Annotated in this window: 14 protein-coding genes; 11 read left to right on the forward strand and 3 right to left on the reverse strand. The window is 68.7% G+C overall.

Translation table 11 applies throughout. From position 1 onward, the window contains the following. Nucleotides 1-3: 3 nt before the first annotated feature. A complete protein-coding gene (locus tag ACODRZ_RS13395; RefSeq protein ID WP_488971321.1) occupies nucleotides 4-1257 on the reverse strand; it encodes an amidohydrolase family protein in 1254 nt (417 codons plus the stop codon). Nucleotides 1258-1561: 304 nt separating this feature from the next. Between ACODRZ_RS13395 and ACODRZ_RS13400 the strand changes: the two genes are divergently transcribed. From ACODRZ_RS13400 to ACODRZ_RS13450, 11 genes are all read left to right on the forward strand, one after another. After that, nucleotides 1562-3790 carry a TonB-dependent receptor gene (locus ACODRZ_RS13400; protein WP_488971322.1) on the forward strand — a complete coding sequence of 743 codons (2229 nt, stop codon included), beginning with the start codon at nucleotides 1562-1564 and terminating at the stop codon, nucleotides 3788-3790. A 110-nt stretch (nucleotides 3791-3900) separates the two neighbouring features. After that, the gene (locus ACODRZ_RS13405) at nucleotides 3901-6429 is read left to right on the forward strand and encodes a glycoside hydrolase family 3 protein (RefSeq protein WP_488971323.1); all 2529 of its coding nucleotides are present in this window, start codon (nucleotides 3901-3903) and stop codon (nucleotides 6427-6429) included. Nucleotides 6430-6464: 35 nt separating this feature from the next. After that, the gene (locus ACODRZ_RS13410; protein WP_488971324.1) at nucleotides 6465-7379 is read left to right on the forward strand and encodes a LysR family transcriptional regulator; all 915 of its coding nucleotides are present in this window, start codon (nucleotides 6465-6467) and stop codon (nucleotides 7377-7379) included. Nucleotides 7380-7570: 191 nt separating this feature from the next. Continuing rightward, nucleotides 7571-7804 (forward strand): DUF3311 domain-containing protein, encoded by a 234-nt coding sequence (locus ACODRZ_RS13415; RefSeq protein ID WP_488971325.1) that lies wholly within the window; start codon nucleotides 7571-7573, stop codon nucleotides 7802-7804. Continuing rightward, nucleotides 7801-9255 (forward strand): sodium:solute symporter family protein, encoded by a 1455-nt coding sequence (locus tag ACODRZ_RS13420; protein ID WP_488971326.1) that lies wholly within the window; start codon nucleotides 7801-7803, stop codon nucleotides 9253-9255. The genes ACODRZ_RS13415 and ACODRZ_RS13420 overlap by 4 nt, the downstream gene beginning before the upstream one ends. Nucleotides 9256-9477: 222 nt before the next feature. Further along, nucleotides 9478-10404, forward strand: coding sequence for a dihydrodipicolinate synthase family protein (locus ACODRZ_RS13425; protein WP_488971327.1), 927 nt, complete (start codon nucleotides 9478-9480; stop codon nucleotides 10402-10404). 2 nt (nucleotides 10405-10406) lie between these two features. Further along, nucleotides 10407-11621 carry an NAD(P)/FAD-dependent oxidoreductase gene (locus ACODRZ_RS13430; RefSeq protein ID WP_488971328.1) on the forward strand — a complete coding sequence of 405 codons (1215 nt, stop codon included), beginning with the start codon at nucleotides 10407-10409 and terminating at the stop codon, nucleotides 11619-11621. After that, entirely contained in the window at nucleotides 11618-11911 is a 294-nt protein-coding gene (locus ACODRZ_RS13435) for a (2Fe-2S)-binding protein (RefSeq protein WP_488971329.1), read from the forward strand. The genes ACODRZ_RS13430 and ACODRZ_RS13435 overlap by 4 nt, the downstream gene beginning before the upstream one ends. Next, nucleotides 11908-13308, forward strand: a complete 1401-nt coding sequence (locus ACODRZ_RS13440; RefSeq protein ID WP_488971330.1) for an FAD/NAD(P)-dependent oxidoreductase — start codon at nucleotides 11908-11910, stop codon at nucleotides 13306-13308. The genes ACODRZ_RS13435 and ACODRZ_RS13440 overlap by 4 nt, the downstream gene beginning before the upstream one ends. Before the next feature lie 207 nt (nucleotides 13309-13515). Further along, on the forward strand, nucleotides 13516-14007 hold the full coding sequence (locus ACODRZ_RS13445; RefSeq protein WP_488971331.1) for a VOC family protein: 492 nt from the start codon (nucleotides 13516-13518) through the stop codon (nucleotides 14005-14007). A gap of 22 nt (nucleotides 14008-14029) precedes the next feature. After that, nucleotides 14030-14434 (forward strand): RidA family protein, encoded by a 405-nt coding sequence (locus ACODRZ_RS13450; RefSeq protein WP_488971332.1) that lies wholly within the window; start codon nucleotides 14030-14032, stop codon nucleotides 14432-14434. A gap of 41 nt (nucleotides 14435-14475) precedes the next feature. Here the strand turns inward: ACODRZ_RS13450 and ACODRZ_RS13455 are convergent, their stop codons facing one another. Together ACODRZ_RS13455 and ACODRZ_RS13460 are read right to left on the reverse strand one after the other, a co-directional pair. After that, nucleotides 14476-17955 carry a DUF6519 domain-containing protein gene (locus ACODRZ_RS13455; protein WP_488971333.1) on the reverse strand — a complete coding sequence of 1160 codons (3480 nt, stop codon included), beginning with the start codon at nucleotides 17953-17955 and terminating at the stop codon, nucleotides 14476-14478. Nucleotides 17956-17974: 19 nt separating this feature from the next. Further along, nucleotides 17975-20155, reverse strand: coding sequence for a hypothetical protein (locus ACODRZ_RS13460; RefSeq protein WP_488971334.1), 2181 nt, complete (start codon nucleotides 20153-20155; stop codon nucleotides 17975-17977). Nucleotides 20156-20158: the final 3 nt, after the last annotated feature.

Consider the following 20158-nt stretch of genomic DNA (forward strand, 5'->3'; position numbering starts at 1 on the left):
GCGTCAGGATACGTAGCGCAGGCAGTGCGGGGCCGCCCGGCGCAGGGCGAAGTCGGGGCTGGCCTGCGCGGCGCTGCCGCGGGCGATCCGTCCGCCAATCATGACCATGTCCAGATCGTGCAGTGCCGTCAGGTCCTGCGCCGGGTTGCCCGCCATCGCGATGAGGTCGGCCTTGGCACCCACCCGGATCCGGCCGAGGTCAGGCGCGCGCAGCAGGCGGCTGGCGTTGATCGTGGCGGTCTGCAGCGCCTGCAGCGGGGTCATGCCGACGTCCAGCATGTTCTCCAGTTCGCGCACCACCACCGGCACGCCGTCATCGAGGTCGCCCGGCGGAATGTCGGTGCCGTTGACGATGGTGACGCCCTCCTCGAAGGCGATGCGGATCGCGTCGCGGTGGATGTCGGCCGCGCTGGTGGCCTTGTCGATGGTCCAGTGCTCGAAGCAGTGGTCGCGCATCCATGCGGGAGAACGGGTGACGCACAGGGTCGGCACCACGAAGCCGTCCGCCTCCTTCACTGCGCGCGAGGCCTCGCGGTCGATCTCGTAGGCGTGCTCGAAGCAGGTCACGCCAAGGCTGACGCCATGCGCGATGGCTCCTGCGCCGCCGGCATGGGCGGCGACATAGGTGCCCGCGCGGCGCGCGGCGGCGACGGCGGCGTTGATCTCTGCATCGATCATCTCGGCCTGCGCCAGACTCTCGCCCTGATGCGCGATGCCGCCGGTGAGGAAGATCTTCACGTGGTCCGCGCCTGCCAGCAGGTCGAGACGGCACTTGCGCAGGAAATCGTCGGCACCGTCCGCCTCGGCGGTGAAGCTGTGGCCGTGCCCGCCGGTGGTGGAGACGCCGTAGCCCGCCGAATAGATGCGCGGGCCGACTACCCAGCCGGCCTTGATCGAGTTGCGCAGGGCGATGTCGGCGCGGTTGATCTCGCCCACCGTGCGGATCGTGGTGACGCCGGCGTGAAGTGCATCGCGCGCCCGGGAATAGGCGCGAAAGGCAGTGAGCGCCGGGTCCTCGTCAGGACGTGAATGGCTGAACGGGAAGACGATCGTGAGGTGCGTGTGGCACGAGATCAGCCCCGGCATGACATGCGCGCCGCCCATGTCCACGCTTTCGCAATCCGGAGCCGCCCCACTGGCCGAGACATCGGCGCCGACCGCGACGATGGTATCGCCCTCGACGAGAATCGCGCCCTTCGTGACAGCCCCCGTCTCGACGTCGAGGATGGAGCAATTGTTGAGAAGCAGCTGGGTCATGGCGGTGTCCTTGGGTGCGGGGGGCACATGATGCGGACAGATCGGTGCATGGGCGGGCGAACTCATTGTCGCGGATGCACGAATTGGCGTATCGGGCCGGGAGGAATGGCGGCGCGGCTAAAACCAAGCGATTGCAGCGGGTTTTTGTGCGCGAGGGCAAAACAGCGTTGCGCTCACCGCAACGAACCTCACGGATTGTCTGCATTGAAGCGCAACCGCCCTCGTGTGACGTTTCTGTCATCCGGCGATGCGGGGACACTTGCTGTCGCGCCGGTTAAAGCACAATCGGGTTGAAAGGGGTTCCATGAAGATCGAGACGAGCACTGCGCTGAAGCTTTTCGTAACCGGCATGATGGCCGGCACCGCGCTTTGCGCCGTGCCCGCGCTGGCGCAGGATGCCGCGACGGCCGCTGACAGCTCCGGCGGCGACATCGTCGTCACCGCTTCCAAGCGCACCTCCTCGACCGTTCAGGACACCCCGATCGCCGTGCAGGCGCTGGGCGGCGACGCGCTGAAGGACAAGGGCGCGGTCGACTTCGCCGACTTCTACCACGCGATCCCGGCCCTGTCGGTTCAGGATGAAGGCCCGGGCGACAAGCGCTACGTCATTCGCGGCGTCAACTCGGCGGGCGCGAGCACCGTGGGCATGTACCTCGACGAGACCGTCATCACCGGCGAGAACGCGCAGGACGGCGGCGGCCAGGCTCCCGACATCAAGCTGTTCGACATCGACCGCGTGGAAGTGCTGAAAGGTCCGCAGGGCACCACCTTCGGCGCCAGCTCGATGGCGGGCACGATCCGCTACATCACCAAGAAGGCCGATCCCGACGGCGGCGTGAACGGCTACGTCCAGTCGGCCCTGCGCGCCACCAAGGGCGCATCGCTGGGCATGCAGACCGACGGCGCCGTCAACCTGCCGGTCATCCCCGGCGTCCTCGCCGTGCGCGCGTCGGGCTTCTATGCCGACCTGCCGGGCTGGATCGATAACCGCTTCCAGAAGGGCGCCAACGCCGAAAAGAGCAAGGCCGGCCGCCTGACCGCCCGCCTGCAGGCGACGCCCGACCTGACCGTAGACCTCACCGCGATGTACCAGGACGTCCATCAGGACGCGAAGAACTTCTACAACAAGCTGGATTACGACGGCAACGCGCTGCCCTCGAACTATCAGGCCGATGAAGTGCGCGCGCCCTACAGCGACAAGAGCGAAATCTACAACGCGACCGTCAACTACAAGCAGCCCTTCGGCACGTTCACCGGCACCGTCTCGCGTTTCGTGCGTGACACCAGCTTCGTGCGCGATGCCTCGCTGGCGGCGCAGGCGTTCCTTGGCCTGCCGCACGACACCACCGGCCGCAGCGCTCTGAAGCAGGACAAGCACCGCCGGGTGGACAGCGGCGAACTGCGCTTCGCGTCCGACTTCGACGGTCCGTTCCAGATCCTCGTCGGCGGCTTCTTCCAGAACGAGAACCGCTTCTTCAACAGCTCGTGGCCCAAGGCCGACGTCAACGGCAACCTGCCCGCCGATGCCGACATGCTGCTCGACCGCACCGTCGATACCCGCATTAAGGAACGCGCGCTGTTCGGCGAACTCAGCTACGAGATCGTGCCGGACCTGACCTTCACCGCAGGCGGCCGCCTGTTCGACTTCAAGCTTGAGCAGCAGTCGGTCGCCAACGTCGCCTTCGGCGGCGGCACCGGCGCGGGCGCAGGGCCGAAGCTGCACACCAAGGACAACGGCCTGATCGGCCGCTTCAACCTGGCGTACAAGCTGAGCGATCAGGTCAACACCTACGTTCAGGTCGCGCAGGGCTACCGCTCGGGCGGCACCAACGACCAGACCGCCGCTGCCATCGCCAATGTCGTCATTCCCGACGGCTACGGTTCGGACTCGCTGTGGTCCTACGAGTGGGGCGTGAAGACCACGCTGCTTGATCGCAAGCTGTTCCTGAACGGCGCAGTCTACTACATCGACTGGTCGGACATTCAGGTCTCGCAGCAGGCGACCGATGGCACCGTGTCGTTCGGCTACACCGGCAACGGCGGCAAGGCCGAGGTCAAGGGCATCGAAATGACGCTTGATGCGCGTCCGATCCCGGGCCTGCAGATCAACCTGTCGGGCAACTACAACACCGCCAAGCTGGCGCAGGACAACCCCGTCGCGGGCACCGGCAACAAGGGCGACCGCATCCCCTACGTGCCGGAATTCACCGGAGCGGGCAGTGTCAACTACACGACGTTCGTGGACGCACTGGGCGTGGACGCTTCCTTCGGCGCCGACGTGAGCTATCAGGGTTCGATGGCGACCAAGTTCAACCCGACCATCGACAACTACCAGCCGCTCGACTCCTACTGGCTGGTCGGCATGCACGCCGGCATCAGCAAGGGTCCGTGGCAGGTGAACCTCAACGTCACCAACCTGTTCAACGACCAGACCACGATCAACTACAACGAGATCGTCCCGGGCGTGTACCCGCTGGGCTACTACATGAACCGTCCGCGCACGGTCAGCCTGTCGGGAATGGTGAAGTTCTGATCATGACTGCTGCTGTCTCGAAGTTCGTCCCCAAAAAGCAGACGAACGTGTCGCACCGGATGGCAAACGTATCCCGGAGAGCTTTGCTCTCCGGGATCGCGTTTTGCGCCGTGGCGACCACTCCCGCTTTCGCAGCCGAGGCACAGCAGCCCTGGCTCGACACTGCCCTCAAACCCGAACAGCGGGCCGAGCTGGTGGTCGCGGCGATGACGGACGACGAGAAGCTGAAGCTCCTTCAGGGCGATACCGAGCTTGATGCCAACGGCACCGGCGTCAACGCCTGCGTCGGCCACATCAGCGGCATCGCCCGCCTCGGCCTGCCGCGCCTGTGCATGGGCGATGGCCCGGCGGGCGTCGGCAACGGCATGAAGGGCGTGACGCAGTTCCCCGCGCCCGTGATGGGCGCGGCGACCTTCGACCGCGACCTGATGACCGCTTACGGCAAGGCGCTCGGCGCCGAGCACGCGGGCAAGGGGCGCAACGTGGTGCTCGCTCCCACGATCAACATCATTCGCACGCCCAAGTGGGGCCGCCTTGCCGAGACGCTGAGCGAAGACCCCTACCTGACGGCGCAGCTGGGCACCGCGATCACCGGCGGCATCCAGTCGCTCGGCCTGATCGCCACGCCCAAGCACTTCGCGGCGAACAACCAGGAATGGCTGCGTCTGGGCGACGGTCCCGCCTACGAAGCGGTGGACGCCATCGTGCCCGAACGCGCTTTGCGAGAGATCTACTACCCCGGCTTCGAGGCGGTGGTGAAGCAGGGCAAGGCCGGCTCGATCATGTGCGCGTACAACCGCGTGAACGGCCAGTACGCTTGCGAGAACCCCGGCACGCTGGGCAATCTCAAGCGCTGGGGCTTCGACGGCTTCGTCGTGGCGGATTGGTACTTCGCGCATCGCTCCACCGCGCCCTCGGTGAAGGCGGGGCTGGACATTTCCATGCCCGGCGGCGTCAGCCCCTTCGGGTTCGCCGAGTTCTACGGCGTCAAGGAACTCAAGGCCGCGCGGGCCAGCGGCGCCATCACGCAGGCCGACATCGACGGCATGGTGAAGCGCATAGTCACCCCGATGTTCCGCCTCGGCCTCGTCGACCATCCGATCGCGGCGGCTGACGCCAATGCCAACGTGCGCGATCCGGCGCACCTCGTTCTCTCGGAAAAGATCGCCGAGGAAGGCACCGTGCTGCTGCGCAACGAGCGCGGCGTGCTGCCTCTGAAGGCCGGGACCATCGCCGTGATCGGTGACGATGCGGGCGCGAACGTCCAGACGTCCGAGCGCTACGGCGGCTTCGTGAAGACCGAGGACGTCGGCACGCTCAAGGCCCCGGTCGATGCGATCCGCGCCGCAATGGGCGACAAGGCGAGCGTGACCTATGCACGCGGCACCCTTGGCATCGCGCCGTTGCCCGCCATGCCCGCCTCGGTCTTCGAGGATCTGACGGCGCGCTACTATGCCTCGCCTGACTGGAAGGGCGAACCGCTCGTCACCCGCAAGGAAGCGGCGATCGATTATGCCGAGGCCGGTCCCAAGGCGGGCGTGCAGGGCCTGCCCTCGCTGTGGTCGGCGCGCTGGACGGCGGGCTTCGTGCCGCCGAAGACCGGCACCTACCGCTTCTCGCTCAACGGCGGCGGCGAGATCGCGCTGCTGATCGACGGCAAGCGCGTCGCCTACGTGCCCAAGCAGAGCTTCCGCCTTGCCACTCACGGCACCGTCTGGCTGGAAGCGGGCAAGCACGTGGCGCTGCAGCTCGACTATTCCAACGCGCCTACGCTCTCGGCCAACGAACTGCGCCTCGGCTGGCAGGCCCCGGATTCGACGCTGATCGACGAGGCGGTCGCTGCGGCGAAGAAGGCGGAAGTGGCGGTGGTCTTCGTCGCCGATCACGTTTCCGAAGGCGCGGACCGTACCGATCTCCAGCTGCCCGGCGATCAGGATGCGCTGGTCGAGGCGGTCGCGGCGGCCAATCCCAACACCGTCGTCGTGCTGCACACGGTCGGTCCGGTGCTGATGCCGTGGCGCAACAAGGTCGCGGGCATTCTCGCGGCCTGGTATCCGGGCGAGCAGGCGGCCGATTCCATCGCCGCGCTGCTGACCGGCAAGGCCAACCCCTCGGGCAAGCTGCCCGTCACCTTCCCGGCGGACGAGGTCAACGGCCCCGCCGACCAGCCCGCCCGCTACCCCGGCATCGGCACCACCGCGCGCTACGACGAGGGCATCCTCGTCGGTTACCGCTGGTACGACGCCAAGGGCATCGTGCCGCTCTATCCCTTCGGCCACGGCCTGTCCTACACCCGCTTCGCCTACAGCGGCCTGAAGCTGGCGAAGTCGGGCGAAGGCTGGACGGTCCGCGCCACCGTGCGCAACACCGGCAAGGTCGCCGGTGACGAAGTGGCACAGCTCTACGTCTCGATGCCCGCCGCCGCGAACGAGCCGCCGCGCCAGCTCAAGGGCTTCGCGCGCGTCTCGCTGCAGCCGGGCAAGTCGGCCACCGTCGAGTTCCCGCTGGACCGCCGCGCGTTGTCTTACTGGGACGAAACCGCGCACGACTGGCAACTGGCCAAGGGCAGCTACCGCGTCCAGATCGGCTCCAGTTCGCGCGATCTGCCGCTGGGCAAGGACTTCGATCCGGCGCGGTGACCTGCTAGGGAGGGGTTAAACCCTAGGAGTAGCCTTTGTCCGAAGCCGGAATGCGATACCTGCTGGAAGCGCTCAGCGCCGGGTCCATGCGCGCGGCGGGGGATCGGCTCAACGTCGCGCCGTCCTCGATCAGCCGCCAGATCGCGCAGCTGGAAAGCCAGTACGGCCTCGCCCTGATCGAGAAGGGGCGGCGCGGCGTGCGGCTGACCCACGCGGGCGAGATCGTCATCGCCCACTACCGCAACCAGTTGGCCGACCGCGAGGCGCTGCGTGCCAAGCTGGAGGAACTGCGCTCGGTCCGCACGGGCCAAGTGACCGCAGCCATCGGCGACGGCTTCGCGGGGCAGAGCTTCACCTCGATCGTCAGCCAGTTCTCGCAAGCGAACCCGCTGATCCGGCTGGAGATCCTTACCGGCTCCACCACCGAGATCCTGCGCATGATCGCGGACGACGAGGCGCATTTCGGCCTCGTCTTCTCGACGCCCAACGACATGAAGATCCACGTCCGTTCGGTGATCGCGCAGCCGCTGATGGCGATCATGTTGCCGGACAACCCGCTGGCCGCGCAGCCGAGCGTCACCATTGCGCAGCTGGCACAAGTGCCGCTGGTGCTGCCGCCCGCGCATTTCCGCATCCGCCAGATCCTGAGCGCGGCGGAGGCCAATTCAAAGACCTACTTCCAGCCCGCGATCACCTCCAACTCGATCCACGTCATGCAGGACATGGTTCGCGCGGGGATCGCGGTCGCCATCCTGCCGCAGATTTCGGTGTGGTCGGAACTGACCGAAGGCGCGATGGTCAGCGTGCCCATCGCCGACGACAGCATCGAGGAAACCACCACCAGCCTCGTCCTGCGCTCCGGCCGCCAGCTCGAAGGCGCGCCCTTGCGTCTGCTCAAGCGCATCGAGGCGCAGTTGCGGCAGTGGAACCGCCCGGTGGGGCGGGGTTGACCCTTCGACAAGCTCAGGGTGAGCGGAGGTAGCGTAAATCTTCCAAACCCGCTCAGGCTGAGCTTGTCGAAGCTCCCGGCGGCAGGACACACCATCCGTTTCGTCCAGCGCAACGCAACCGTGTTGATTTAGTCATTGAACGCAACGCACTGCCCGTTCACGCTCTCATCTTCAAAGTCGAAGAGCCACGCATGACCGAACCTGACGACACTTCCCATGATACCGGCCTGTCGCGCGCCGACCTGCTGCTGTTGCTGCCGTTCGTGTGGCAACTGGGCTTCGCACCGTGGGCCAACGGCGTCGAGTGGGCACCGCTGGGCCTGCCGTTCGGGATGGTCTGGCAGATGGCGGGCATCCTCTTCGCCACCGTTGTTCTGGGCCTGCGCTTCATGCTCGATCCGCGCAATAAGGAGGGCGGAGCATGATCCTCTCGCTCATCCTGCTGATCGTGTGCGGCACTGTCGCCGGATCCATGCTCTACGGTCGCCGCAAGCAGAAGCGCGCGCAGACCATGGAGGAATGGGCGCTCGGTGGCCGCAAGCTGGGCACGCTGGTGTTCTGGTTCCTCAATGCCGGCGAGATCTACACGACTTTCGCCGTACTCGGCATTTCGGGCTTTGCCTGGGCTTACGGCGCGCCGGCCTATCTGGCGTTCTGCTCGGTCTCGCTGTCGGCGGCGCTGGGGTACTGGCTGACGCCGATGATCCATGCCTATGGGCGGCGCCATGGTCTCGTCACGCAGGCGGACTTCTTCGCGCACCGTTATCAGGCGCGCTGGCTGGGCGTCTGCGTGGCGGCAGCAGGGCTGATCGCGCTGGTGGTCTACGTGCAGATCCAGGTCACCGCGCTGACGCTGGTGGTGCGCCTTGCCGCAGGGCCGTGGGTGAGCCAGGGCGCGGCGGCGGGCTTCTCGGTCGTGCTGATGCTGCTCTTCGTGTTCCTCGCGGGCCTGCGTTCCGCCGCCTTCGCCGCGGGCGTGAAGGACGTGTTGATGCTGATCGTGGTGATCGTGCTGGCCTGGACCGTCGCGAGCGTGGTGGGCGAGGCTTCGGTGCTCGACGTCTTTCGCACCGTCGGCGAGCGTTTCCCGCAGGCCACCAGCTTCCCCGGCCTCAAGCCCGAACTCGGCCTCGACGTGACCTGGCTGGTGACCTCGGCGATCAACGTTGCGCTGGGGACGTACATCTTCCCGCACATGTTCCAGTTGTGCTACTCGGCGGACAGCGGCACGACGATCCGACGCAACGCGGTGTTCCAGCCGATCTACTCGCTCTCGTATTTCTTCATCATCCTGCTCGGGTTCGCGGCGTTGCTGGCCGGGACCAAGGCGCCCGGCGGCGACCCTAACGCGCTGTTGCTGGCCTTCGTGGAGCAGCGCTATCCGGCGTGGATGCTCGGCGTGCTGGCGGGGACGGCGTCGCTGCTGGCGCTCGTGCCCGGCTCGGTGCTGCTGCTGACCTGCGGGTCGATCTTCGGCCGCAACATCGTGCGCCCGCTGGTTCCGACCATAGACGACCGCACCGAACTGCTCGTCTCGCGCCTCGCGATGGTGGTGTTCGCCGCGATCGCGCTTTACCTGACTTTGGGTGCGAGCGGCTCGCTGGTCGAGATCGGGCTGTCCGCCTATGCAGCGATCGGTATGCTGGCGCCGGGCGTCTACTGCGCCTTCCTGCTGCGCCGCACGAGCGCCGCCGCCGTGCTGTGCGGATTGCTGACGGGTTATGCGGTGCTCTGGGTGCCCGCGCTGTCGAGCCTTGCCGCCGGGTGGTTCCGGCACTGGGAGATCGGCCTCGTCGCGCTGATCGCCAATGCCGCGGTCACCGTGGGCCTTTCTCTGGCAAGCCCGCGCAAGGTGCTCGTAGCGCAACCCGCCTGACGTCACTGAGGCGCAAGACGACGCCGCGTCCGGTTTCGACCGGGCGCGGCGTCTTCGTGTCCGGGCCATGTCCGGCGTTGCGGCCAGCGCAACGTTTTCGCCCGATGCGCGCCATTGTTGGAAAACAACCCCGCTGGCATCGATCGTCCTACGGCAGAGAGCGGGACAAAGATCGCGCCGCTGCAGCAGGAATTTCCGCAGGTCAGGAACAAGGACGAAGCAATGACGGTCAGCAAGCGGTCACGGGTGAACTGGCAGGGCTATATCCCCGCGATCACGACCCCCTTCATCGACGAGGACACCCTCGACGAAAAGGGCCTCGGCTTGCTGCTGGAATGGCTCGTCGATCAGGGCATGCACGGCCTCGTGCTGGCGGGCACCACCGGCGAATGGACCAGCATGCGCCCCGACGAGCGCAAGCGCCTGTTCGAACTGGCGGGTGCCCAGATGGCGAAGAAGGTGCCGCTTATCGCGGGCTGCTCCAGCTTCACCGCGCGCGAGACGATCGCTTATGCGCAGGCCGCCGCCGAGGCCGGTTTCGAGGGCGTGCTCATCACCCCGCCGCCTTACGTGCGCCCGCTGCCCAACGAGATCGTGGCGTTCTACGAGGAAGTCGGCGCCGCCATCGACCTGCCGATCTGCGTCTACAACTGGCCCCCGGGCACCGGCATCGACATGCCGCTGGAGACGCTGCGCCGCCTTGCCGACATCGATGCGATCGTCGCCATCAAGCAGTCCACCCCGCGCTTCACGCACTTCGCCGAGACCGTCTTCGCGCTGGGCGAGCAGGTCCGCGTGTTCGGCTATCCGATGGACGAACTGGGCCTGACGATGCTGCGCGTCCACGGCGGCGACGGCACGATGGGCGCGGGCGGCGTGCTCGGCCGCAACCAGACCGGCTTCTACGACAAGCTCTGGGCCGGCGACATCGAGGGCGCGCGCGAATGCGGGCGCAAGGACCGGGTGCTGATGGAGGAATGGTATACGCCGGACCTCGTCGGCCGCTTCGGTTCCGGCCCCGCGATCCTCAAGGCCGCGCTCGATGCGATGGGCCTGCCCGGCGGTCCGGTGCGCAAGCCGCTGATCGACGTCACCGGCAAGGACCGCGAAAGCATTGCCGAGACGCTGCGAAAGCTCGATATGCTCTGACCATGAGCATGCCGACGACGACCCACTGCGATATCCTGATCGTCGGCGGCGGACTCGTCGGCTGCGCTACGGCCTGGCACCTTTCTCGCTTGGGATTCAAGGTGTTGCTGGCCGAGCGGGGGCACCTCAACGCGGGTGCCTCCGGGCAGAACGCGGGCTCGCTGCACTTCCAGATCGAGCGCCGCTTCCTCGAACAGGGGGAGAAGGCGGCCGCCGACGGCGCGCGCATCGTCTCGCTCAACCGCCTCGCGATCGAGGAGTGGAAGGGTATCGAGGACATGCTCGGCCGCCCCCTCGACGTCGCCATGCACGGCGGGCTGATGGTGGCCGAGACCGAGGCGGAGATGGACCTCCTAGCATTCAAGGTGGCCCGCGAGAACGAACTTGGCTTGCCCACACGGGTACTGAGCGGCACTCAACTGCACCACAAGGCGCCATCGCTGTCCCCCAACCTTGCCGGAGCGGCCTGGCTGGAGGACGAAGGCCATGCCAACCCGCGCATCCTTGTCGATGCCTTCGCCGACGGCGCGCGCGGGCAGGGCGCTGTGGTGCGGACGGGCACCGCGCTCGCCGGACTCTCGATGCAGCGCGATCGGACCTACCGCGCCACGCTGTACGGACCTGACGGCGAGGTCATCGTGAACACGCCGCGCGTGCTGCTGGCAGCGGGGCATTGGGTGCCGCGCCTTGCCGGGCTGCTGGGCCTCAACGTGCCGCTTTACCCTGCGCCGCTGATGATGAGCGTGACCGATCGGACCGAGCCGGTGCTGCCTTACCTCATCCAGCACGTCGGGCGGCGGCTGTCGATGAAGCAGACCGAGGACGGCAACCTGCTGATCGGCGGCGGCTGGCCCTCGCGCCTTGCGAAGCGTCCCGACGGCACCCCCGATCTCGACCGTCCCGCGATCGTCGAGCCCGCTAACCTGCGCGCCAATCTGGAAGTCGCCACGCGGGTCATGCCGGGGCTGGCCGAGCGCTCCTTGCTGCGGACATGGACCGGCACCACCTGCATTTCCGCTGACCAGCTTCCGATCGTCGGTGAAGTTGCCGCCGCGCCGGGGCTGTTCGTGGCGGCGGGGGGATCGCTGTTCACGCTTGGTCCGGTACTGGCGCGGCTGCTCGCGCGCACGATCGCGGAAGGGGCCACGCCTGAGGAACTGACGATGTTCACGCCGCGCCGCTTCGCGCACCTCGATGCCTTTGCGGTGTTGCCGTGAAGCGCGTCGAACAAGGCGTCACCCGGCCCGCGCCGGTCGCGGTGGACCTCGACGGTGCGCCAGTCATGGCGCATCCCGGCGAGACGGTGGCCGTCGCCGTGCTTTCGGCCGCGCCGCGCTTTCGCGACGACCGTTCGGGACGCGCGCGGGGCATGTTCTGCAACATGGGCACGTGCAGCGAATGCACCGTCTGGATCGCCCACGGGGACGCGCCATGGCGCCGCCTGCGCGCTTGCCTCGTGCCCGTAGAGGCGGGCCTGCGCATCCGCACCGAAAGGCCGGAAGCATGAGCACTTACGACGTCGTCATCGTCGGCGGTGGTCCGGCGGGCCTCGCCGCAGCGGAGCGGACGCTGGCGGCGGGCCTCTCGACATGCGTGATCGACGAGCAGCAGCGCCCAGGTGGCCAGATCCTGCGCCAGCCTCCCGCGACGTTCTCGGTCCCAGGCTGGCTCAGCAGCGCGCCTTATCGCAAGGGCCGCGCGCTGCTGGACCGGGTTAGCGGCGACGCGCGGTTGCAGTGGCTCGGCGGCCGCTCGGTGCTGGGCGTCATGCCCGATGGCGAGGACTTCGCGCTGACGCTCTCGGGCACCACAGGCGGCATCGAGCAGGTGCAGGCGCGGCGCGTGCTGGTGGCGGGTGGCTGCTACGACATGCCGGTGGCGCTGCCGGGCTGGACGCTGCCCGGCGTCATGAGCGCGGGCGCGGTGCAGACGCTGATCAAGGCGCAGCAGGTGCTGCCCGGCCAGCGGATCGTCCTGTTCGGCACCCATCCGCTGATGATCGTCCTAGCGCAGCAGATCGTCGAAGCGGGCGGTGAAGTCGCGGCCGTCTGCTTCGCGCAGCCCTTCGCGGCGCTGGCGCGCACGGCGATGGCGCATCTCCCGCGCGCCATGGCGACGCCGGGGCCGCTGCTTGCCGCTGCAGCCGGGATCATGGCGCTGCGCCGGGCCGGGGTTCCTGTTCGCTACGGCGCGCAGGCGTTGCGCTGCGAAGGCACCGACGCGGTGGAGCGCATCGTCTTCAGCAACGGCGAAAGCATCGCCTGCGACGTCGCCGCGATGTGCTACGGCTTCCTGCCGCAAGCCGACTTGATCCGCCAGATTGGCGCCGCAGTGCGCTGGTCCGACCCCGCCGGAGGCTGGGAGGCGATCTACGACGCATCCATGCGCTCTACCGTGCCTGGCCTCTACGTCGCGGGGGAGACCACCGGCGTCGCGGGCAGCGATGCCGCGATGGCCGAGGGTGCGCTGGCGGGGCTGGCCATCGCGCAAGACGCGGGCGCTCTGTCGGCCGGTGAAGCGGCTGCGGTCATGCGGAAGCCTCGGGCCGAACGGCAGGCGATGCAGGGCTTCATCGATCTCCTGCGCGGTGTCGCCGATCCCCGCCCATGGCTGCCGCAGCCCGAGCCGGAAACCCTGCTCTGCCGGTGCGAGGACATTTCCGCCGGGACCGTCGATCGCGCGATTGCCGATGCTCTTGCGGTCGGCCCTTCGTTCGGGGCGAGCGCGATCAAGCTGCGCTGCCGGGCGGGCATGGGACTGTGTCAGGGCCGGACCTGCGAACATGCGCTGGTGCGCCGCATCGCCTCGGCGCGGGGCTGCGCGGAAGCCGAGGTGGCCGGCTTCCGCCCGCGCTTCCCGTTGCGGGCGGTGTCGGTGGCGGACTTGCTGGAAACGATGGAATAACCTCCAATTCCGCTCAGCCTGAGCTTGTCGAAGGCCCCTGCGGCGTGGCGCCTCGTCTCGGGGCCTTCGACAAGCTCAGGCTGAGCGGGGGGGATGGGGAGGCGGCGGGCCTTTACGTTGCGTCCATCGCAACATCTTCGCTCAGTCCACGCCATTGCCGGAACACTCGTGCAGCGTAGGCTGATCGCTTCCCAGCCGGAGATTCCCATGACCGACGCCGCGTCCGACCGCCCCATCTTCATCGAGGCCGACCACGTATCCTGGACCGTGGCCGATGCCGACACCGTCGCGCAGTGGTACAAGGATGTCTTCGGCGCCACCGAACTGTTCCGCATGGGGCCGCTGGACGCCGCGCAGATCCCGGTGGGCGAGGACGGCCGCGACTGGATGGAAAGCCACGTCAACGTGCCGGGCGCCTGCCTCACGCTGATCATGCTCAAGCTGACGGCGAACCTCAACTTCCAGCTCGTCCAGTACGACAAGCCCGCCGATCGCTCCGCGACCCTGCCGCGCAACTGCGATGCGGGCGGCCACCACCTCGGCATCAAGGTGGACGATGTGGAAAAGGCCAAGCGTTATCTCGCCGCTCACGGCTGCACGCCGATGGAGACCATCGACATCACCGAGGGGCCGCTGGCGGGCAAGAAGAACCTCTATATCCTCGACCCCTGGGGTCACCAGCTCGAGATCGTCGACTGACCTTTCCTGACAGGAGCCTGCCATGACCAGCACCCGCATCAATCCCGAGACGCTCTATCCCAGCGTCCAGTACGGTTTCTCGCACGCCACGCTCGACGAGGCGACCGGCACCCTGCACCTCTCGGGCCAGGTGGCCTGGGACAAGGACTACAACGTCGTCGGAGGTTCGGACATCGGCCTGCAGGCGCGTCAGGCACTGGCGAACATCAAGGACGTGCTGGCTTCGCAGGGCGTCGGCCCTGAAGCGGTGCTGCGCCTGCGTACCTTCATCGTGAACTACGACGTCTCGATGCTCGGCGCGATCGGGCCGGAACTGGGCGCGTTCTACGGCGATGTGGTGCCCGCCTCGAACACCGTGGTCGGCGTCTCTGCGCTGGCGATGCCCGAGTTCCTGATCGAGATCGAGGCGATCGCCACGGTGAAGTAAGGCGCACTCGTCGTCCCGGAGCAAATCCGGGACGACGATCATCACGGCACATTATCCCGCAACCGCATCCAGCCCGGCGCCTCGACACAGACCCCCGCCCCCACGGCAAGGTTGTCCGCCGCGAGCCATTGCACCGTCTCGTCCTGCGGCTTGCCTTCGGAGACCACGCGGATGCCGATGCGGGCCAGCGTGATGGCGTTGGCATTGGCGTGCAGGAACCGCCCGAGCCAGCCCCAGATACGGATGCCCTCGTGGAAGCGGCGGTCGTTGCCGGGGGCGAAGTCCAGTTCGTTCTCGTTCACCCGCACCTGCGCGGCATTGCCCACGTAGATGCCGTGACCGCCCCACAAGTACTCGACCGGCAGGCGCAGCGCCATGCGGTTGGCGATGACGGCGACGCCGGCGAAGTCCCGGTGGTCCCCGGGGCCGTCGCCCTCGCGGGCCAGCGCGACATGGACGCCTTCGAGGAAGGCGGCGATGTCGTTGCGGGCGATGCGGGTTGTCCGGCCTTGACCACCGGCGACAACGATCGCCTGTCCGCCGACCACGCCTAGACCTTTGCGCAGCCGCTCGAACCACGCCGCGACGGCGGGGAACTTGGCGCGCAGGTCGGGATCGGTGACGAAGCGGCGGGTCAGGTCGGCGATAGCGTCCCAGGTGCGCTCCTCGGTTTCCGCGGTGATCTCCTGCGCGAATTCGCGGGCGATGCGGATCCAGGTTTCCTGGTCGATCTCGGATTCGAAGGCGACGCGCCATTGCCCGGCGGGAATGGTGATCAGGCCCTTGCCGTCCGTGGCAGCGGGTTTCGGTGCCTCGGCCACGGTCATCTCGCCGCCGCGGATGAGGTCGCCGAGCAGTTCGGGCGATAGCTGGATGCCGGTCTGTCGCCCCATGACCTTGCGCACCCGGTCGGCAGGCGCGCGGAAGGCGGACGTGGCGGAAGTGTCCGCCAGCGCCTTGTCGGTCAGGCGGCGGATATAGGCCTGCACCGCGTCGGTGCTGGCGGTGTCGGCGGCGGCGGGAGGCTCGGCGGCGACCAGCTTGCGCCATTCGGGCGCCTCGACCATCGAGGCCATGCTCACCGCGTATGGTCCGACGAGGACCGCATTGCCCGGCGCCGGCGTGCGCGTTTCGGCCGGGGCGAAGTCGCGGGCAAGGTGCCTTGCCAGCATCCCGTGCCGACGCGGATCGGCGGCGAGTTCCTCCAGCGTGAACCGCTCTGGCAAGGGAGAGACGCGCAGGCGGTTTCCCTCGACAACGGAGTCGATGGCGTCGGTGACCAGCACGCCGTCCTGCCCGAAGCCGCAGGTGAAGGCGCAATCGACGATCCGCACGAAGCTGACCGGAACGGGCTTGCCGTCGCGCTGCGTGCCGGACACGGTCACGCATGTCCGCTCGTTTCCGCGCGCGGTGCCGCACGTGACGGCCAGGTCCTCCAGCGTCACGGTATCGACCCCGATCGCGGTGATCGCGCCCCGGCGGCGGGGCTTGTGGTCGAGGAGGTCGGCGGTCGCGGCGATGGTCAGCTCGCGCATCGAGAGGCTGGCGCAGTCGATGAATTCCAGCGCGCTCTCCCCCTCGCTGCAGAGCACCTGGCTGGCCGCGCCGCCGCCGTGGATGACGACGTGGCCGAGGCCGGTCAGGACCGCCGGTTCCTTCGTCTCGAACCGGCCCTGCCGGAAGCAGATCGTCACGTCCTCGCCCTTGGGCAGTTCGCTGAGGGTCTTCACCCAGTCGGTGCCGGGCGAGAGCGTGACTTCCACGCAGCCGCCGCCGACGCGGTTGGCCAGTTCCTCGATCGCGCGCTGCACGGTGACGATCCCGGCGAGGCTGGGCGTCGCCGCCGGGTCGTAGGACACGCGCGCGGCGGTGGAGAGGCTGGCCCCGAAAGTCACGGCAAGGCCCACCCGCGCATCGGTGGAATCGATGAGTTCGGCGCGGACCTGCTGGGTCGCCGTGGCGGCGTCGAGTGCCCAGGCGACGGTCGCCTCGCCCTTGTCGTCGGTGAGGGCGATGACGCTGGAGAAGCCGCTCGCGGGCGGAATGACGTTGAGCCTCCCGCTGCCCGACAGGACGGTGAAGCGCACACGAGCATTCTGGACCGGCGTGGTCCCGCGAAACACGCCGACGCGCAGCAGGTCGGCGAGGGGACACAGGCGCGTCGGTTGGGTCGGATCGGGCATTGCCTCCTGCCCGTCTCCGCCGAGTAGCGCCAACTGGCGCATCCGGGTGAGCGGCGGGAACAGAGGGCGGCAGTCGCCCACGAAAGTCCATGTCCCGCCGGTGCAGTCGAGCACGGCGAGGCGGGCATAGGCATGTTCGATGCCTTGCGGTGACTGCTGTGCGGGGGCACCGCCGCTCTCGGGCCAGTCAATCCCGCTGCCGCTGCGGGCAGGGATCACCCACCAGTCGCCCGAGCGATAGGCGCCCCCGGCGAGGAAGGCGACCTCCAGCCCGCTTTCCAGCGGCAGGAAACCGTCGTTGGTGCCGGGCACGGTGATGGCAACGGCACCGGGCGAATCCCACGCGCGGACCTTGGGATTGCGACCGAAGGAACTGATCGCGATCGGCCCGTCGGCAGTCGGCGCGTCGAGCCGGACGCGGTTGCCCGTCAGGCTGACGATGCGCACCAGCGTTCCGGGGCGGCCGGCAAGTTCGGCGTCGTCGTCGGTCAGCTCGATCCACTGGCCGGGGCTCAGGCCGTTTACCGCGTCGCGGCCGGTCTCGGCGAGGGTCAGGGTGTCGCCGTTGCTTTCCAGCCAGCGCGTGGCGAAGGCGGCATTGTCGCGCGACCACTTGAAGGTCGCCCCTCCGCCTGCCGTACCCGGCTTGTGGATCTCGACGCGGTAGAGGTGGTTTTCGAGCCGCTGATAGCCTGCGGTCTCGGGAAAAGCGCAAGGGTTGGCCTCGGTGTCGGCGGGCTTGCCGCGCGCGGCCATCGTGCCGTTCGGGCGCTGGATGAAGGAGGTCCACCCCGGCACCGCCGCGTCGCAGGTCACCGCGCCGTCGCCCGCATCGCCCGCCCGAAGGAAACCGACCTGCTCGACCACCTGCAGCCGCGTCGTGGTATCCACGCCCAGCGCTTCCTCGACGAGTTCATCGTCCTCGATCGCGGTGACGTGGCGGTGCCAGACGTCGACGAAGGCGATGTAGCGCCCGTCCGCCGGGCTGGCCGAGCGGCTGCCGTCCGCCGCGACGAAGACCGGCGCTCCTGCAGGCAGGAAGGGCTGCGCGTCGTGAAGGAACTTGCCGAGGTTCACGCAGCGCACGCCATCGACGTAGAGCGTGCCCGCGCCGACCCCCAGCTTGCCTGCCGCCTCGACGGTAATCGCAAACCCGGCATCGCCCTGCGGCGCGCCGGATGGGCCGATCAGGTCTGCGGCGGTGCGCCTGTCGCGGTGGAGCTGGATCGCGCTGGCCTCGTTACTGTCGGCGTCGAGCGCGACGCGGCCCTGTTGCAGCAGGACGGCCTCGTACTGGCGGGCGGGATCGAACCGCAGCCGGGAAAAATCGCCTTTCATTGGTCCTTCTCCTGCATGATCAGCTTGCCGGCAGCAGTCCGGCTTCGAGGCCGAGGCCCAGGTATTCGTCGAGTGCGATGGCAAGGTTGGCGCGGCGCTGCGGCTCCTCGAGGGAGCGCCAGACCCCCATCGGACCGCCGTTCGCCGCGCCTTGCGTCAGCGCGGGATCGCAGCCCCACGAGAGGCGCGCGAAACCTGCAGCGCCCGGCTCCAGCGTCTCGAAGGCGAGGCCCAGACGCGCCGCGATGGCGGCAGGATCGGCGGCTGCACCTGCTTCGCGGATGGCGAGGTCGGGCTGGCAGCGGAACTGGCGCGGGCCGGTGGAGCCGGGCGGGACCAGCGAGTAGCGCAGGCATCCCACCTGCCGCCGCGTCGCCGCGAGCGTGCGGGCGAAGATGCAGTCGCTGGCGGTGATCGAACGCACCTGTGTCTGGCCGAGAACGGTCGCTCCTGCGAGTGCCGCGCGCGCGCCGGGCATCGTCAGGGCGCCGAGCACCACGCTTTCCGTCACGTCCAGCCCCGGCACCGTCGCGGGCGCGGAAAGAGCGGGCAGGACGCTGCGGCGCAGGGTCACGTTCAGCCGGTCGTGGTCCCCGGCGATGGTGAGGCCGTCCGCGCCGAGCACGGTGCTGTTGGATACGACCAGTTCGCCGAGGTTCGCGGACCCGTCTGCCGCCACCCTGAGCGCGCCGCCGACCAGCAGCCCCTCGATCACCAGCGCGCCGGGATCGAGCGCATCGGCCGGAGCGATCCCGGTGACGGCGATGTCGCCGGTCACGCAGGCGCGCCGGTCGCGGGCGGTGAGGGAGCCGGGGCGAAGGTCGCTGCCGCCGCCCTCGCGCGGGGTTTCCGGCCAGTCGGCGCTGGCGAGGAGGAGCAGGCTGCCGCGCGGCAGGGCGATCGTGCGGGGGCCGGTCAGGTCCTCGTCGAAGCGGTCGTTGTCGAGCAGGACGATGGCGCCCACGGTCCCGGCAGGCTGCGCGTTCCACAAGGCGACGGCCTCGGCCACGGTGCCGAGCATGACGCCCGGAACCGGCGTGCGGCGGCGGCTGACGCCGACCTGCCAGGTGATCTCGCGCCCGCCCAGCAGCGTGGCGATTGCGGCGCTGCGATCGTAGGGGCCGCCGCCGAGGTCGCCCGGCGCGGCGAGGGCGTGGCTGACGTGTACGCCCGCAGGCTCCACGCCATCGGGAAAGGCGATGCGGCCGCGCACCGGGTCGAAGGCGGCGGTGATCGGCCGGGTCACGGTGCTTCCCGTGGCATCAAGGTAGTCGAGCGTCGCAGGAGGCCGTCGCCATCCGCGCGCGTCGGCCACGTCATGCAGGTCCGCGCTGGCCAGTTCGGCGGAGGGAACCGCGACGAAGGCATCGCCCGTGCTGGCTTGCACCCAGAGTTGGACCGGCGGGCGATCGTCGAACCACAGCGGCGTGGGCGTGCGTCCCGCCGCCATGTCGGCGCGCATGGCTTCCAGTTCGAGATACAGCCTGCGCCGGTCGAGTAGAGTGGGCAGGTCGGCCTCGCCCGCCGGAACGTCGGCAGCAAGTGGGCTTGGCGGGTTCCACAAGGGCAGTTCTCGCCCCGCAGGATCGCAAAGGAAGCGCCCCGGTCCGGCGGGTGCGGCTTCCACGGCGGCGAGCGGATAGACCTGCTGGCGCCACGCGAAGATGCCGATGTTCGGCACGTTGTAGCGGCCCCGGCCGCGCGCGATGGGGCGAATGTCGAGCGTGTGCGGCAGCGCGTCGAAGGCGGTGTCGTGGCGCCGCATCCGCTCCGGTTCGCGCACCGTGGCGGTAGCGGGCGCGTCGAGGCGCAAGTGGCGCAGCGCCTGCGTGGTGGCGAGGCGGCGGAACATCTCGGCCGGCACGGCGGGCCAGCCCGTCGTCGCGCGGGTCAGGGTGCCGATGATCCCAAGCGTGCCCTTGCGCCGCCGCAGGCCGACGGTCTGCGCCACCCATGCACGCTCGGAGAAGTTCTCGGTCGGGGTCAGCGCCCGCACGGCGAGGAGGTCGGCGATGTAGGGCACCGCCCATTCCGGGCAGGTCTCGATGAACCAGCTCTCGCTCAGTTCCTCGATGGCGCGGGCGACGCGGTCGGCCTCCCCGCCCATGATGTCGAACAGCGCGGCGACGGCTCCCCCGGCATCGAGGTCGGCCTCGCGCAGATAGGCGGGCAAGGCGGTGTATAGGCGATCTGCATCCATGCG

This window comes from Novosphingobium sp. FG90, assembly GCF_057808725.1.